Source organism: Variovorax sp. YR752 (genome assembly GCF_943372545.1).
In genome coordinates this window covers 50,532-65,844 of the sequence record NZ_CALRZC010000019.1, presented here as the reverse complement: position 1 = coordinate 65,844, position 15,313 = coordinate 50,532, and the positions used below count along the sequence as shown (strand labels likewise).

19 protein-coding genes are annotated in these 15,313 nt (G+C 68.4%); 9 read left to right on the top strand and 10 right to left on the bottom strand.

Annotation, left to right across the window (positions count from 1 at the left end; genetic code table 11):
* Positions 1-11 precede the first annotated feature (11 nt).
* On the top strand, positions 12-515 hold the full coding sequence (locus AAG801_RS07105) for a BON domain-containing protein (RefSeq protein ID WP_341887757.1): 504 nt from the start codon (positions 12-14) through the stop codon (positions 513-515).
* 81 nt (positions 516-596) lie between these two features.
* On the opposite strand, the gene AAG801_RS07100 is transcribed toward AAG801_RS07105, so the two are convergent.
* The 5 genes from AAG801_RS07100 to AAG801_RS07080 all read right to left on the bottom strand — a co-directional run bounded on the left by AAG801_RS07100 (position 597) and on the right by AAG801_RS07080 (position 3,705).
* Positions 597-1,109 (bottom strand): hypothetical protein, encoded by a 513-nt coding sequence (locus AAG801_RS07100; RefSeq protein WP_341887755.1) that lies wholly within the window; start codon positions 1,107-1,109, stop codon positions 597-599.
* Positions 1,096-1,479: a hypothetical protein gene (locus tag AAG801_RS07095; protein ID WP_341887754.1), complete on the bottom strand. Its 384-nt coding sequence runs from the start codon at positions 1,477-1,479 to the stop codon at positions 1,096-1,098. The genes AAG801_RS07100 and AAG801_RS07095 overlap by 14 nt, the downstream gene beginning before the upstream one ends.
* Positions 1,480-1,536: 57 nt before the next feature.
* A complete protein-coding gene (locus AAG801_RS07090) occupies positions 1,537-1,911 on the bottom strand; it encodes a hypothetical protein (protein WP_101489011.1) in 375 nt (124 codons plus the stop codon).
* A 54-nt stretch (positions 1,912-1,965) separates the two neighbouring features.
* A complete protein-coding gene (locus tag AAG801_RS07085) occupies positions 1,966-2,130 on the bottom strand; it encodes a DUF1328 domain-containing protein (protein WP_070063586.1) in 165 nt (54 codons plus the stop codon).
* Positions 2,131-2,334: 204 nt separating this feature from the next.
* Positions 2,335-3,705 carry a CHASE3 domain-containing protein gene (locus AAG801_RS07080; protein ID WP_341887753.1) on the bottom strand — a complete coding sequence of 457 codons (1,371 nt, stop codon included), beginning with the start codon at positions 3,703-3,705 and terminating at the stop codon, positions 2,335-2,337.
* Between the two features lie 130 nt (positions 3,706-3,835).
* On the opposite strand from AAG801_RS07080, the gene AAG801_RS07075 reads away from it, so the two are divergent.
* The gene (locus tag AAG801_RS07075) at positions 3,836-4,468 is read left to right on the top strand and encodes a response regulator transcription factor (RefSeq protein WP_007837167.1); all 633 of its coding nucleotides are present in this window, start codon (positions 3,836-3,838) and stop codon (positions 4,466-4,468) included.
* Between the two features lie 10 nt (positions 4,469-4,478).
* Here the strand turns inward: AAG801_RS07075 and AAG801_RS07070 are convergent, their stop codons facing one another.
* Positions 4,479-4,880, bottom strand: coding sequence for a response regulator (locus AAG801_RS07070; protein ID WP_192193295.1), 402 nt, complete (start codon positions 4,878-4,880; stop codon positions 4,479-4,481).
* 256 nt (positions 4,881-5,136) lie between these two features.
* On the opposite strand from AAG801_RS07070, the gene AAG801_RS07065 reads away from it, so the two are divergent.
* On the top strand, positions 5,137-7,158 hold the full coding sequence (locus AAG801_RS07065; protein WP_341887752.1) for an AsmA family protein: 2,022 nt from the start codon (positions 5,137-5,139) through the stop codon (positions 7,156-7,158).
* 27 nt (positions 7,159-7,185) lie between these two features.
* Here the strand turns inward: AAG801_RS07065 and moeB are convergent, their stop codons facing one another.
* The 3 genes from moeB to gpmA form a co-directional block, all read right to left on the bottom strand.
* Positions 7,186-7,950: a molybdopterin-synthase adenylyltransferase MoeB gene (moeB, locus tag AAG801_RS07060; RefSeq protein ID WP_341887751.1), complete on the bottom strand. Its 765-nt coding sequence runs from the start codon at positions 7,948-7,950 to the stop codon at positions 7,186-7,188.
* Between the two features lie 81 nt (positions 7,951-8,031).
* Positions 8,032-9,474, bottom strand: a complete 1,443-nt coding sequence (locus AAG801_RS07055; protein ID WP_153286197.1) for a S41 family peptidase — start codon at positions 9,472-9,474, stop codon at positions 8,032-8,034.
* A 123-nt stretch (positions 9,475-9,597) separates the two neighbouring features.
* Entirely contained in the window at positions 9,598-10,341 is a 744-nt protein-coding gene (gene gpmA, locus AAG801_RS07050; RefSeq protein WP_341887750.1) for a 2,3-diphosphoglycerate-dependent phosphoglycerate mutase, read from the bottom strand.
* An 81-nt stretch (positions 10,342-10,422) separates the two neighbouring features.
* Between gpmA and AAG801_RS07045 the strand changes: the two genes are divergently transcribed.
* The 6 genes from AAG801_RS07045 to nadA all read left to right on the top strand — a co-directional run bounded on the left by AAG801_RS07045 (position 10,423) and on the right by nadA (position 14,792).
* The gene (locus AAG801_RS07045; protein WP_192197128.1) at positions 10,423-10,830 is read left to right on the top strand and encodes a rhodanese-like domain-containing protein; all 408 of its coding nucleotides are present in this window, start codon (positions 10,423-10,425) and stop codon (positions 10,828-10,830) included.
* Positions 10,831-10,851: 21 nt separating this feature from the next.
* On the top strand, positions 10,852-11,112 hold the full coding sequence (gene grxC, locus AAG801_RS07040) for a glutaredoxin 3 (RefSeq protein WP_341887749.1): 261 nt from the start codon (positions 10,852-10,854) through the stop codon (positions 11,110-11,112).
* Positions 11,113-11,240: 128 nt separating this feature from the next.
* Positions 11,241-11,705 (top strand): protein-export chaperone SecB, encoded by a 465-nt coding sequence (gene secB / locus AAG801_RS07035; protein ID WP_099792246.1) that lies wholly within the window; start codon positions 11,241-11,243, stop codon positions 11,703-11,705.
* A 28-nt stretch (positions 11,706-11,733) separates the two neighbouring features.
* Positions 11,734-12,771, top strand: coding sequence for an NAD(P)H-dependent glycerol-3-phosphate dehydrogenase (locus AAG801_RS07030; protein ID WP_341887748.1), 1,038 nt, complete (start codon positions 11,734-11,736; stop codon positions 12,769-12,771).
* Between the two features lie 20 nt (positions 12,772-12,791).
* Positions 12,792-13,670 carry a carboxylating nicotinate-nucleotide diphosphorylase gene (gene nadC / locus AAG801_RS07025; RefSeq protein ID WP_341887747.1) on the top strand — a complete coding sequence of 293 codons (879 nt, stop codon included), beginning with the start codon at positions 12,792-12,794 and terminating at the stop codon, positions 13,668-13,670.
* A 6-nt stretch (positions 13,671-13,676) separates the two neighbouring features.
* Positions 13,677-14,792, top strand: coding sequence for a quinolinate synthase NadA (nadA, locus tag AAG801_RS07020; protein WP_341887746.1), 1,116 nt, complete (start codon positions 13,677-13,679; stop codon positions 14,790-14,792).
* A 127-nt stretch (positions 14,793-14,919) separates the two neighbouring features.
* On the opposite strand, the gene AAG801_RS07015 is transcribed toward nadA, so the two are convergent.
* Complete coding sequence (locus AAG801_RS07015) at positions 14,920-15,282, bottom strand: 6-carboxytetrahydropterin synthase (RefSeq protein WP_341887745.1); 363 nt, start codon at positions 15,280-15,282, stop codon at positions 14,920-14,922.
* Positions 15,283-15,313 lie beyond the last annotated feature (31 nt).

The window sequence follows — 15,313 nt, the reverse complement described above, 5'->3', positions numbered from 1 at the left end:
GAGGATTTCCCATGACAACGTCGAACCGTTCCCTCGCTCCCTTTGCCCCGTTTGCTGCTTCGCGCACCTGGCTCGCCGTGCTCGCAGCCGGCGCCGCGCTGACCCTGGCCGCCTGCGACAAGCCGGGCAACCAGACGGCCGGCGAGAAGCTCGACAGCGCCGTCGCCAAGACCGAGCAGGCGGCCTCCGATGCCAAGGCCAAGACCGAACAGGCCGCGACCGACGCCAAGACTGGCATGGCCGGCGCCACGGCCGATGTGAAGGAAGCCGCCAAGGACGCCACCGCCGCGGTGACCGCCACGGTCGACGATGCCGCGATCACCGCCTCGGTCTCGGCCGGCCTGGCCAAGGACCCCGACCTGAGCGCGATCAAGATCGACGTCGACACCAAGGGCGGCACCGTGAGCCTCAAGGGTCCGGCACCGACGGCCGCCGCCAAGTCGCGCGCCGAGGAAATCGCCAAAGCCGTGCAGGGCGTGAAGTCGGTGAACAACCAGCTTGAAGTGAAGGGCTGACCGGTCCTTCCGCCAGAAACAGAAAAGCCCTCTTCGCGAGGGCTTTTTCTTGGGTGCGCAAAGAGCGCGCAGGCCTGAACGTCAGGGCGGGTCTTGTCGCGGCAGGCGCGCGGGCTTCTGCAGCAGCGTGTTGACCAGGTCGGCCACGTCGGAGGTCTTGAGCACCGCCGCGATCACGGCCGTGGCCGAGAGCAGTCGCCAGGGCCGCACGAGCACCAGCAGCGAGCCCGTGGCTGCCGCGGCGGCCATGAGCTTGACGGGCTCCGTGCGGGCGTAGTGTTCGAGCAGAGGGCGGGCCAGTTGGCCGGCCGCGTGCGCGGGATGGCGGCGCCACCAGCGCTGCACCACGCCGCGCGCCATGGCGCTCCAGACGTTGTGGCGGCGCCCCGGCGAGGCGGCGGGCGCATCGCCCGTGTCGGTGTGTGCGTATTCGAGATCGTCGTCGGCGTCACCGGCGGCAAAGGCGCGGTGGGGCGCCGGTGCGTCCGGCTCGCCGCCGTTCAGTTGCCGCACGAGCGCGCGGCGCGAAATGGCCAGCCGCTGCTGCGGCGTCAGCTGCGATGCGGCAGGGCGGCGGGGGTCAGGGCTGCTCATGGCGGGCTCCGGCGGCGTGCAGCGCGTCGAGGTCCGCGGCCAGCTGGGCCCGCAGATCGTCGAAGCCGTAGTTCGGACTCGGGCGGGTGGCGACCCAGGTGCAGATCGCCGCAATCACCACGGCCACTGCGGGCACCACCACCAGCACCCAGTGGAAGCTGCCGTGCAGCACACCGAGCAGCACGGCCACGCCGATCAGCCCGAGCGCCAGCACGGCAGTGGCCACGGCCAGGACGCCCGCGACCAGTCGGGCGACGAGGCCGCGTCCCGCCACGGCACTCTCCTGCCGGGCAAGGGCCGCGTAGTTGGCGATGTGATCGGCAATGAGCTCCGGGTGCCCGAGCACCGTCGAGAAGATCGGATGAAGCATGTGCGAGGGTGGTCGGGCAGGGTCGGTCGGTCAGTCAATCAATGGCGATGCAACGGATCAGTAGTCGTCGCGGCTGCGGCGGCTGGCCAGCACGATCAGCGCCGTGATGGCGGCGCCGGCCGCAGCGGCCAGCAACACCGAGCGCACGGGCTGGTCGGAGATGTAGCGGCCCGTCACGTCGGCGGCCTGTTCAATGCGGCGGTGGGCGCGGGCGCTGGTGGTCGAGGCGGCGTCAAGGCCGCGTTGCACTGCTTGCTGCACGCGTGCGGCCAACTGCTCGACACCCGGCTCGGCGTCGCGGCGCAGTTCGCGGACCTTTTCACCCGCCGCATTCACCGCGTTCTGAGCGTAGGCGCGGGTGGTTTCTGCCGCTTCGTGAGCGGTCTGGCGCACGTCGTCGGCGAGTTGCGAAGGGGTCTTGGTCGTGTTCATGGGAGAGTCCTTTCCGGGAAGATGAAATGCGGGAGCCTATGGATCGTAACTACGCTACTTGCGTCGTAGCAAGCCGGCCAGGAAGCTGGCGATGGCGAGCACGGCAAAGATGATGAAAAGGACCTTGGCGATCCCCACCGCGCTGGCGGCGATGCCACCGAAGCCGAAGACGGCAGCGATGAGTGCGATGACCAGAAATACCACGGCGTAGTGCAGCATGCGGAACTCCTTCGAGGCTTCCCTCTTTTATGGTTTGAAACCGCGCATCCGACAGCAGAACCCAAGAAGCGATGCTGCACCGGATGACACAGGAACCACCTTAAAGGCAGGGCCGCACCGGCCCTGTCAGCGACCGGGGCGGGGGAGCGTAGGAGGCGACCGAGTCGCCGCAGGCCGTGGCGTGAAGAAATGCCACCGGCTGCGTCAGGCGCTGCGCGACGTGGGGGTGTCGAGGCTCGCCGGCGTGCCGGTCTGCGGCGTGGGCTTCACCACCGGCAGCATCGCGCTGAGCCGCGTGCCCTGCCCGGGCGCCGAGGTGATCGTGAGCTTGCCGCGCGCCGCCTCGACCCGGTGGCGCATGCCCGCCAGGCCGTGCGTCGACGGGCGCATGCGTTGCGCGTCGAAGCCCTTGCCGTTGTCGGCCACTTCCACGATCACGTGGTTGGCGTAGTTCTTCAGCACGATGGTGGCTTCGGTGGCCTCGGCGTACTTGCCGATGTTGGTGAGGCTCTCCTGCACCATGCGGTAGATCGTGAGCTGGCGCGACTCGTCCATGCTCACGGGCTCCAGCGCCATCTCGATCTCCAGCCCCGAGCGCTCCCCGAACTCGCGCCCCAGGATTTCCAGCGAGGCGACCAGCCCGAGGTTGGAGAGCGACGAAGGCCGCAGGTCTTCGATGATGCGGCGCTTGAGCGCGATGCCGCTGTTGAGCAGCTCGGTCAGATGCTGCAGCCGCTGAATGGCATCGGGCGCGTCGGCCAGCCGCGACTTCAGCCGCGCCACGTCGAGCTTGGCGGCCGTGAGCAGCGAGCCCAGCTCGTCGTGCAGCTCGCGCGCCAGGTAGCCGCGCTCGGTCTCTCGCACGTCCTGCAGGTGGGTGGCCAGCTCGCCCAGCGAGGCCGTGCGTTCGCGCACCTCGTCTTCGAGCGCATTGCGTTCGCGCTGCAGCGCCTCCTGCTGGCGCTCGCCGATGGAGCGCAGCGCGTGCGTCTGCCGCAGGTACAGGAAGAAGGCGATCAGCGCAGCCAGCGCCACGATGCCGGTGCCGATGCGTGCCAGCTGCAGCGACTTCATCACCTGCACCTGGCCGGCGTGCAGCGTTGCGTTGCTGGCCTTCACCAGCTCGTTGGCGGTGGCGCGGATGGCTTCCATCTCCTCGCGCCCCACGTCGGTGGTCATGACGAACTTCCAGGCGTCCTCGTTGCCCTCGTGGCGCAGCCGCACGCTCATGTCCATCTCGGCGATCTTGCGCAGCACGTGCTTGGACAGCTCGGTCAGCTGGGTGCGCTCGGCCGGGCGTTCGGCGTACAGCTGGCGCAGCGTGGCCAGGTTGCCGTCCACCTGCTTCACCGCCACGTCGTAGGGCTGGCGGTAGGCGGCTTCGCCCGTGAGCAGGAAGCCGCGCTGGCCGGTTTCGGCGTCCAGCATGTTCTGCAGAATCTGGTTGAGCGTGCCCCGGATCTGCTGGGCCTCGTCGATGTCCGCCAGGGCGCGGCTCGACTGCCGGTATCCTGCCTCGTTGATGCCCACGAGGGCCAGTGCGGCCAGCGCCGCGAGCAAGAGGCTCACGGCCATTTTTTGGGGGGCTAACCAGTGCATGTCACCCTTAGGGTCGCATTCAATGCAACTTCGTGAATAATTGATAACAATCAGGGACCGGCATGCTGCGGCTTCCACAGCAGCAGTACAACGACGAAAGTAACAGATGATCAAAATTGGAATTGTGGACGACCACGCCATCGTGCGATCGGGCCTCCGGCAGTTCTTCTCCGAGCACGTGGACCTGCGCGTGGCGGGCGAAGCAGCCAGTGGCCGTGAAGCCATCGAGCTGGTACGCACCACCGAACTGGACGTGCTGGTGATGGATCTGTCCATGCCGGGACAAAGCGGTATCGATGCACTCGCCATGATCCGCGCCAAGGCGCCGGACGTGGGCATCCTCATCCTCAGCGGCTATCCCGAGGAGCACTACGCGATGAACCTGATCCGTCAGGGCGCCAGTGGCTACCTCAACAAGGAATGCGATCCCATCGAGATCGTGAACGCCATTCGCACTATTTCGCTGGGCCGGCGCTACATCACGCCCGCCGTGGCCGAACTGCTGGCGCGCCAACTCGACCGCAAGGACGACGCCGCGCCGCACGAGCAACTCTCGGAGCGCGAGTTCCAGGTGTTCCTGAAGCTGGCCAAGGGCGAAACCGCCGGCGACATCGCCAAGACGCTGTCGCTGTCGGTGAAGACGGTGAGCACCTACCGCACGCGGCTGATGGAGAAGATGAACCTGTCTTCCAACAGCGACCTGACCTACTACGCGCTGAAGAACAAGCTCATCGATTGAGCAACAGAGACTAGGCATCGCCGGGTGGCCGCAGCGCGGCGGCCTGGCGGATGCAGAAGTCGACCAGCGCGTCGATTTCGTTCGACTTGTCGAACACCGCGTCGACCCCGAACTCGGCGCAGCGGCGCCGGATGTCGGGCGTCGCATAGTTGCTGAGCACCACCACCGTCTGGCCGGGCTTGCGCGACTGGCAGGCCTGAAGGATGCCCAGGCCACTCCCTTGCTTGAGAAAGAGGTCGACGATGGCCAGGTGCCACTCGTCGGCATGGTCGCGCAGCCAGTCGCGCGCGTGCTGCTCGTTGTCGGTGAAGCCGACCACCGTGGTGCAGGTGAGCTCTTCCAGAGTGCCGATGAGGTTTTCACGGATCGTGGGGTTGTCTTCGACAACATAGGTCTGCAATCTGGAATCCATGCCGAACCGCGCTTCCTCTGAGGTGGGCAGGTGCTCGTGTCCAAGCGTCCCGCGGAGGAGAGAGCCTGCCCATGGACATTGAGGCTTTCCCGCAGCGGATCATGCAGGGTTCAAGGGCCGCGCGTTGTAGGCGGGTTCCGACGCCTGTGCAGGCGGCTGTCTCCCGCTGCTTCGCGCGCTCCCGTAGGCCATGCCGCACGGGGTCTGCGGCCCGCCGCCGACCCGGCGGGGGCGCGCATCCGGGTAAGAATCGACCATGGCAACCCAATCCCTTCGCGCCCGGCCGCGCTGGCAGAAACTGCTGGCGGCCTTCGTGCTGCTGGTCGCCGTCCTGCTGACCGCGTTCGCGCTCCTCGTCGCCTTCTTTCCGTGGGACACGCTGCGCGAGCCACTCAACCGCTTCGTGAGCGAGAAGACCGGTCGCAAGTTCGAGATCACGCGCCGGCTCGACGTCGACCTGGGCTGGAAAGCCGCCACCGTGAACTTCGACGGCATCGAGTTCGCCAACCCCGAGTGGGCACGCGACCCCTACCTGGTGAAAGCCGAGCGCGCGAGCTTCGAGATCCGGCTCTGGCCGCTGATCGACAAGCGGGTGGTCATTCCGCGGCTGGCGCTCACCGCGCCCACCGTCGGGCTGCAGATGGAGCCCGACGGGCGCCGCACCTGGGCCTTCGGCAAGGACACCTCCGACACCGGCACCGTGCCCACCATCGGCCTGATCCAGGTCGACCAGGGCGCCGTCGACTTCCTTGCCACGCACCTGGGCGTCGACGTGCATGCCGACCTGGACTACGACAGCAACCGCGGCGAGCTGCCGCTGCACTACCGCATCAAGGGCCGCTACAAGGGCCAGCCGCTCACGGCAAACGGGCGCACGGGCAACGTCTTGCAGATCAACGCCGCGGGCGCGCCGCCGTTCCCGCTGGAGATCGATGCCGCCGCCGGCCAGACGAAGCTCAAGGCCAGCGGCACCGTGGCCCAGCTCGCGGGCTTCGACGGCATCGACGCCACGTTCCAGGTCAAGGGCCAGACGCTGAGCGCGCTGTTCCCGCTGACCGGCGTGGTGCTGCCGCAGACCCCGCCCTACGCGCTGAGCGGCGGCCTGCGCAAGCGCGGCAAGGTCTGGGACGCGACGGGGCTCAACGGCCGGCTGGGCCTGTCGGACATCGGCGGCGACATGAGTTTCGACCAGGCCGGCAAGGTGCCGCGCCTGTCGGGCACGCTGCGTTCGCGCGTGATGGACATGGACGACCTCGGCCCGCTGATCGGCCTGCCGCCCACGGCGCGTTCCGCCAATGCGGTGGAGGGCGTGGCGCCCGTCGCCTCGGCCCAGCCCAAGCGCCCGCCGGGCGGCAAGGTGCTGCCGACCAACCCCTTCGACTTCGGGCGGCTGCACGCCATGAACGCCGACGTGGGCTACACCGCCGAAACCATCCGCAACGTGCGCCAGGTGCCGCTGGACCGCGGCAGCGTCAAGATCAAGCTGACCGATGGCGTGCTGTCGCTCGACCCGCTCGATCTGGGCGTGGCCAACGGCAAGCTCGCGGGCGCCATCCGCATCGACGCCACCAAGACGCCGGCCGACATCCGCGCCTCGCTCGACGTGCGCGGCCTGCGGCTGGCGCGGCTGATTCCCAAGCTTGAGAACTCGGGCAACAGCGTCGGCCGGCTCGACGGGCGCATCAACCTGTCGGGCGCCGGCAATTCGGTGGCCAGCTGGCTCGGCGGCGCGTCGGGCGACATGGCGGTGCTGTCGGGGCGCGGCCAGTTCGGCAACCTGATGCCCGTGTTCGCGACGCTGGTGGGCGGCGACATCCTCAAGTTCCTGCTGCGCGGCGATCGCGACGTGGAGCTGCGCTGCGCGGCCTTGGCCTTCGACGTGAACAAGGGCGTGATGAACGGGCGCACGCTGGTGCTGGACACCACCAACGCCGTCTTCACCGCCACCGGCCAGGCCAACCTCGCGACCGAGTCGCTGGACTTCGTGATCCACCCCGAGCCCAAGAGCCCGAGCATCCTGTCGCTACGCACGCCGCTGGTCGTGAGCGGCACCTTCGGCGCGCCCAGGGGCGGCGTCGAGTTCGGCCCGCTGGCCGGCCGCGGCCTCGCCGCGCTGGCGCTCGGTGCCATCAACCCGCTGCTGGCGCTGGCCGCGACCATCGAGACCGGGCCCGGCGAGAACGCCGACTGCACGGGCGTGCTGGCACTGGCGAACCGGCCCACGACGGGGGCGGCGTCGCGCGGTGCCGCGCGGGCCAAGGGCGCCCGTCAGCCTTGACGAAAGAAAGAAGAAGAGGGCGGGCGCTCAGGCGCCGGCCTGAGGCCGCTGCGCGCAGACGCTGCAGTGCGGGTCGCGCGAGACGCGCAGCGTGTCGAAGCTGGTGCTGCGCCCGTCGAACATCAGCAGCTTGCCCGCCAGCGATGGGCCGATGCCGGCCAGCAGCTTGAGCGCCTCGCTGGCCTGCAGCGTGCCGATGGTGCCGACGACCGGGCCGAACACGCCGAGCACCGCGCAGCGCGTTTCCTCGAAGCTGGCCTCGGGCGGGAACAGGCAGGCGTAGCAGGGGCAGGCCGCGTCGCGCGTGTCGTACACGCTCAGCTGCCCGTCGAAACGGATCGCCGCGCCCGCCACCAGCGGCTTGGCGTGCGCCACGCAGGCGCGGTTCACGGCCTGCCGGGTGGCGAAGTTGTCGCAGCAGTCGACCACCACGTCGGCCTCGGCCACGAGCTGCGACAGCAGCGCCTCGTCGGCGCGCACGGCGTGGGTTTCGATGGCGATGTCGGGGTTGATGTCGCGCATCGCCTGCGCGGCGGAGGTGACCTTCGGCTGCCCCACCCGCGCGTGCGTGTGGGCGACTTGCCGCTGCAGGTTGGTGAGATCGACCTCGTCGTCGTCGACCAGCACGAGGTGGCCGACCCCCGCTGCCGCGAGGTACAGGGCCACCGGCGAGCCCAGCCCGCCGGCGCCGATGACGAGCACCCGCCCGGCACTGACGCGCGCCTGGCCGTCGATGCCGAATTCTTCGAGGAGGATGTGGCGCGAATAGCGCAGCAGGTCGTGATCGTCCATGCGCGCTGCCTGGAACTTCGCGGATGAAGGAAAAAACGCCGGTGGCGCGAACCGCACGCAGGGTGCGGCCCGCTTGCCGGATCAGTTTTCCTTCTTCTCGTCCTTGTTGTCGACGATGACCTGCGTCTTGCTCACGAGCACCGGCTGGCCCTTCAGGCGGTTCAGCGCCTGCACCAGCGGGAAGTCCTTGTCGGTGCCGAACTCGGGCACCTTGCGGTCTTGCGGCGGCTTCTTGGCTTCTTCCTCGAGGCGCTTGCGGGCTTCGTCGCGGGCCTTTTCACGCTCGGGGTCTTTCACCTCGGGGCCCTGGCCGCTGGCCAGGTGCTTCTCGAGGTCGGCCTCGCGCATGCGCAGGGCGGCAAAGGGGCTGCCTTCAGCGCTTTCATCGATCAGCACGTTGGGCACGATGCCTTTGGCCTGGATCGAGGTGCCGCTGGGCGTGTAGTAGCGCGCCGTGGTGATCTTCAGGCCGGTGTCGGGGCCGAGCGGGCGCACCGTCTGCACCGAGCCCTTGCCGAAGGTCTGGCTGCCCATGATGGTGGCGCGCTTGTGGTCCTGCAGCGCGCCGGCCACGATTTCGCTGGCCGAGGCCGAGCCTTCGTTCACCAGCACCACCAGCGGCACGTTCTTGAGCGCTGCCGGCAGGTTGCGCAGCGGGTCGCTGCCCGAACGGCGCTGGTAGAACTCGGGCGCCGCCTTGTAGATCGACTTGCTTTCGGCCAGCTGGCCGTCGGTGGTGACCACCGTGACGTTCTCGGGCAGGAAGGCCGCCGACACCGCCACCGCCGCGTCGAGCAGGCCGCCCGGGTCGTTGCGCAGGTCGAGCACCAGGCCCTTGAGGTTCGGGTCTTCCTTGTAGAGCTCTTCGATCTTCTTGACGAAGTCGTCGACCGTGCGCTCCTGGAACTGCGAGAGGCGGATCCAGCCGTAGCCCGGCTCGATCATCTTGCCGCGCACCGACTGGGTACGGATTTCCTCGCGCGTGATCGTGACCGGGAAGGTGCGGCTCTCGTCCTTGCGGAAGATGGTCAGCAGCACCTTGGTGTTGGCCTCGCCGCGCATGCGCTTGACGGCTTCGTTGAGCGACAGGCCGCGCACGGCCGTGTCGTCGATCTTGGTGATCAGGTCGTTCGGCTTCAAGCCGGCGCGGAAGGCCGGCGAGCCCTCGATGGGGGAGACGACCTTGATGAGGCCGTCTTCCTGCGAGATTTCGATGCCCACGCCGACGAAGCGGCCCGTGGTGCCCTCGCGGAATTCCTTGAAGGACTTCTTGTCGAAGTACTGCGAGTGCGGATCGAGCCCGGCGACCATGCCCGAGATGGCGTCGGAGATGAGTTTCTTCTCATCGACCGCCTCGACATAGTCGCTCTTGACCATCCCGAAGACGGCCGCGAGCTGCTGCAGTTCCTCGAGGGGGAGCGGCGCGAGCGAACCTCGCGCGACCGTCTGCAGCGAGACGGTGGTCAGGACGCCAGCAACGGCGCCGGCGGCGACCCAGCCGGTGATCTTCAGTTTCTGGCCCATCATGAGTGAAATGTCCTGTATGTCGACGGCTGTCGAACCAATATACACAGCTTGGAAGCAAATTGCCTGCCGGGGTTCCACGGAGGGACCGACAGGCCGGGTTTTCTTCTTTTGCTTACGTCTTCAGCCCTTGCCTTGCGATGCCACCGCGGCGGCGGCCTTTTCGGCGGCTGCGGCATCGCCCAGGTAATAGTGACGCAGGGGCTTGAGGTCGTCGTCGAGCTCGTAGACCAGCGGAATGCCGTTCGGGATGTTCAGGCCGACGATGGCGTCGTCCGAGATGCCGTCCAGGTATTTCACCAGCGCGCGGATCGAGTTGCCGTGCGCGGCCACCACCAGGCGGCGGCCGGTGCGGATGGCCGGGGCCATCGATTCGTTCCAGAACGGCAGCACGCGCGCCACGGTGTCCTTCAGGCATTCGGTCAGCGGAATCTGCTCGGGCGACAGCTTGGTGTAGCGCACGTCGGAGCGCTCGCTGCGCGGGTCGTCGGCTTCCAGCGGCGGCGGCGGGGTGCTGTAGCTGCGGCGCCAGACCAGCACCTGCTCGTCGCCGTACTTCTTGGCGGTTTCGGCCTTGTTCAGGCCCTGCAGGCCGCCGTAGTGGCGTTCGTTGAGGCGCCAGGAGTGCACCACGGGCAGCCAGGTGCGGTCGAGTTCGTCGAGCGTGTGCCAGAGGGTGCGGGTGGCGCGCTTGAGCACGCTGGTGTAGGCCACGTCGAAGTCGTAGCCCTCGGCCTTGAGCAGCCGGCCGGCCTGCTTGGCCTGCTCGACGCCGGTCTCGGTCAGGTCGACGTCGGTCCAGCCGGTGAAACGGTTTTCGAGATTCCAGGTCGATTCGCCATGGCGGATCAGTACCAGTTTGTGCATGTCGGAGGCCTTTGGCAGCGCGTGGGAAAACCAGCATTCTAAAATCCCGGGTTTGCCATCCAAGGAACCCCCGTGAAATTGATCGAATTCGTCACCGCGAACTGGATGCTGATCCTGATGGCGCTCACTTCGGGCGGCATGCTGGCCTGGCCGATGCTCCGGGGTGCGGGCGGTGGCACGCTCACGGCCCAGGGCGCCGTACAGCTCATCAACCGCGAGCGCGCCGTGCTGGTCGATGTGCGCGAACCCGAAGAGTTTGCCGGCGGCCACATGATCGGCGCCAAGAACGTCCCGCTGAACCTGCTCGAGGAAAAGCTGGCTGGCACGGTCAAGAACAAGAACGTGCCGCTGCTGCTGGTGTGCGCCACCGGCGCCCGCGCCCAGCGCGCCGTGGCCACGGCCAAGAAGCTCGGCTACGAGCAGGCCCAAGCCGTCGCCGGCGGGCTGAAGGCCTGGAAAGAGGCTAATCTGCCGGTTGAAAAGGCCTGATTCTTCCCCAAGGTAAAGCGCATGCAAGCCGTCAAGATGTACACCACCGCGTTCTGCCCGTACTGCACGCGTGCCAAGCAGATCCTCAAGGCCAAGGGCGTCGAGCAGATCGAAGAGATCCGCATCGACACCGACCCGCAAGCCCGCAACACCATGATGGAGATCACCCAGCGCCGCACGGTGCCGCAGATCTTCATCGGTGACACCCACGTGGGCGGTTGCGACGACCTGCAGGCCCTGGACAGCCGCGGCGGCCTCGTTCCGCTGCTGCAGGCCGCCTGAAGCCCACCGCGGCCCAGCGTCACGAAAGTGCGCGGGCCGTCGGGCGATAATCGATTGTTCCCTCATCTGCAGCCCGCTGCGGGACCCTTTCCCCGGCGGGCATTGTTTTGATCCTCGAAAGTTCAGCCATGGCCGACCAGCAAGCCCAAGATCCCGTGTTCCAGATCCAGCGCGTCTACCTCAAGGACCTGTCGCTCGAACAACCCAACTCGCCCGCGATCCTGCTGGAGCAGACGCAGCCCACCGTCGACATCCAGCTCGGCGTGGACGCCCAGCCCGTGGCCGACGGCATCTTCGAGATCACCGTGTCGGCCACCGTGCAGACCAAGATCGACGACCGCACCGTGTTCCTGGTCGAAGCCAAGCAAGCCGGCATCTTCGAGATCCGCAACCTGCCGGAAGACCAGATGGGCCCGATCCTGGGCATCGCCTGCCCGCAGATCGTCTACCCGTACCTGCGCGGCAACGTCGCCGACGTGATCCAGCGCGGCGGCTTCCCGCCCGTGCACCTGGCCGAAATCAACTTCCAGGCCATGTACGAGCAGCAGCAAGCCCAGGCCGCCGGCCAGGCTGCACCCACCCTGGCCCAGTAAACAGGCCGCACGACGCCGCCAGCGCACGATGAAGATCTGCGTTCATGGCGCCGGTGCCTGGGGCACGGCCGTCGCAGTCAACGCGGCGGCCCGCCACGAGGTCACGCTGTGGGCGCGCGACGCCGCCCAGGCCGACGCCATGTCGGCCGCGCGTGAAAACACCCGCTACCTTCCCGGGCTGGCCCTGCCGGCCTCGCTGGCCGTGTGCGCGGGCGACATCGCCCAGGCGCAGGTCGGGGCCGACCTCGTCATCGTCGCCACGCCCATGGCCGCGCTGCGCGAACAGCTGATCGCCCTGCGCGGCACCACCGTGCCGGTGGCGTGGCTGTGCAAGGGCGTCGAGCCCGCGCTCGATACCACCTCTCCCGCCGCCTTCGGCCTGCTCGCCCACGAGATATGGGCGCAGGTTGCGCCTGAATTGAAGGCGGGCGTGCTCAGCGGCCCCAGCTTTGCGCAGGAGGTCGCCGAAGGGCGTCCGACCGCGCTGGTGGCCGCCAGCCCGCACGCCGGCGTGCGCGATGCGCTGGTCGATGCCTTCCATGGCCCGGCCCTGCGCGTGTACGCCAACGACGACATCGTCGGCGTCGAAGTCGGTGGCGCCGTGAAGAACGTGCTCGCCATCGCCACCGGGCTGTGCGACGGCCTCGCGCTCGGGCTCAACGCCCGCGCGGCGCTGATCACGCGCGGCCTGGCCGAAATGACCCGCTTCGGCCTGGCGCTCGGCGCCCGCGCCGACACCTTCATGGGCCTGTCGGGCCTGGGCGACCTCGTGCTGACTTCCACCGGCGACCTCTCGCGCAACCGCAAGGTCGGGCTGCTGCTGGCCCAGGGCCGCACGCTCGCGCAGGCCGTCGATTCGCTGGGCCACGTGGCCGAGGGCGTGTACTGCGCCCGCACCGTGGTGCAGCGCGCGCGCGGCCTGGGCATCGAGATGCCCATCGCCGAAGGCGTGGTTGCGCTGCTCGACGGCCAGGTGAGCCCGCGCGCCGCTGTTGCGGCGCTGACCGGGCGCGACCCGGTGCCGGAATCGGTGCAAGCCGGTTCGGTCCCCCGCCACTCCTCCTGAAAATTAGAGATTCCAGAGACATGAGCCTTCGCTTTGATTTCTCGGCGTCGGCCGTCGCCGCGCTGGCCGAGTGCGACGTCGCCCGCGCCCTGCAGGAAGACGTCGCCGACGGCGACCTGACCGCCTCGCTGGTCGACGCCTCCCGCACGGCCCATGCCCGCGTGCTCGCGCGCGAAACCGCTGTGGTCTGCGGCGCGCCCTGGGTCGAGGCCACCGTGCGGCGGCTCGATCCGCAGGCGCGCATCACCTGGCTGTGCGGCGAGGGCGAACGCTGCGCCGCCGACCAGCCCGTGCTCGAAATCGAAGGCGGCGCCCGCGCGCTGCTGACGGCCGAACGCACCGCGCTCAACTTTCTGCAGCTGCTGAGTGCCGTCGCCACCAAGACCGCGCTGTACGCCGACGCCGTGAAGGGCACGCGCGCGCGCATCGTCGACACCCGCAAGACCCTGCCGGGCCTGCGCCTGGCGCAGAAGTACGCCGTGCGCACGGGAGGCGGGTTGAACCACCGCATCGGCCTGTACGACGCGGTGCTCATCAAGGAAAACCACATCGCCGCGGCCGGTGGCGTGGCCGCCGCCCTGCGTGCGGTGGCGCCCGTGGCCGCGCAGGCTGCGTTCGTCGAGGTCGAGGTCGAGACCCTGGCCCAGCTGCAGGAAGCGCTGGACGCCGGCGCCCGCATGGTGCTGCTCGACAACATGGACCTGCCCACGCTGCGCGAGGCCGTGCGCCTGAACGACGCCGTGGGCGAGGGCCGCAAGGCCGTGCTCGAGATTTCGGGCGGCGTCACGCTCGACGGTCTGCGCGCCCTGGCCGAGACCGGTGTCGACCGGATCTCGATCGGCGCGTTGACCAAGGACGTGAAGGCCATCGACTACTCGATGCGCTTCCTGAACCACTGAACCGCCATGACGACCGCTTCCGTCATCGATGTCGACTACGAACAGCCCGCGCAAGGCTCGGTCTGCGACACGCGCCACGCCTGGGCCCGCGTGCCCCCCGAGCCTTCGCCCGATGAGCGCATCGCGCTGAAGGAGCGCATTCGCCGCCTGCTGCGCGAACGCAACGCGGTGATGGTGTCGCACTTCTACGTGCACCCCGACCTGCAGGACCTGGCCGAGGAAACCGGCGGCATCGTGAGCGATTCGCTCGAGATGGCCCGCTTCGGCCGCGACCACGCCGCCACCACGCTGGTGGTGTCGGGCGTGCGCTTCATGGGCGAGACCTCGAAAATTCTGTCGCCCGAGAAGCGCGTGCTGATGCCCGACCTCGACGCGAACTGCTCGCTCGACCTGGGCTGCCCGGTCGACGAATTCAGTGCCTTCTGCGATGCGCATCCCGACCGCACCGTGGTCGTTTACGCCAACACCAGCGCCGCCGTGAAGGCGCGCGCCGACTGGCTCGTCACCTCCAGCTGCGCGCTCGACGTAGTCAACGCGTTGCATGCGGCCGGCCAGAAGATCCTCTGGGGCCCCGACCGACATCTGGGCGACTACATCCGCCGCCAGACCGGCGCCGACATGGTCAGCTGGAACGGCGCGTGCATCGTGCACGATGAATTCAAGTCGCTCGAACTCGAGCTGCTGATGAAGGAGCACCCGAAGGCCAAAGTGCTGGTGCACCCGGAGTCGCCGTCGGACGTGATCGCACTGGCGCATGCGGTGGGTTCCACCTCGGCCATCCTGAACGCGGCGCAGCGCTTCGACGCGACCGAGTTCATCGTCGCGACCGACACCGGCATGCTGCACAAGCTGCGCACGCTGAACCCCGGCAAGACCTTCATCGAAGCGCCTACGGCTGGGAACGGCGGCACTTGCAAGAGCTGCGCGCATTGCCCGTGGATGGCGATGAACGGGCTGGTCGAACTGGCGAATGCGCTGGAAACCGGCGCGGGCGAGATCCACGTCGATCCGGCGCTGGGCGTGCGGGCGCGGGTGCCGATCGATCGGATGCTGGCGTTCACGGCCGGGCTGAAGAACGGGCAGGCGCCGGGCAGCCTGGTCGCGGGCATCGGCGCCGCCTGAGGCATTGCTCCCTCTCCCGCGTGCGGGAGAGGGTTAGGGTGAGGGCAGGGGCCTCACAACATCGCGCCGCGTTGATTGCCGCTCACCCTCACCCCAACCCTCTCCCCGAGGGGAGAGGGAGCAAGACTTAAAACTCCACCGTGCAGGAATCGCCCAGCGCCTCGCGCCACACGCGCACGCGCGCCAGCGACGGCCGCAGATCCGGCAGCGCTTCCGCGATGAACACGCACAGGTTCTCCAGCGTCGGCGGATGCAGCCCCGGCACGTCGTCCAGCAGATGGTGGTCGAGCTGCTCGCGCACATCCTCGAGCCGGCGGCGCAGCAGGCCCAGGTCGATCACCATGCCCGTCACCGGGTCGCGTTCGCCCGCAAGCCACACCTCTGCGTGGTAGGTGTGGCCGTGAATACGGCGGCTGCCTTCGACTTCGATCTCGCGTTTGAGCGTGTGGGCGGCGTCGAAGAAGAAGCGTTGGCTGATGGTGAAGCGCATCGTCAAAAGAAAAAAGAAACTCGGAAACAGA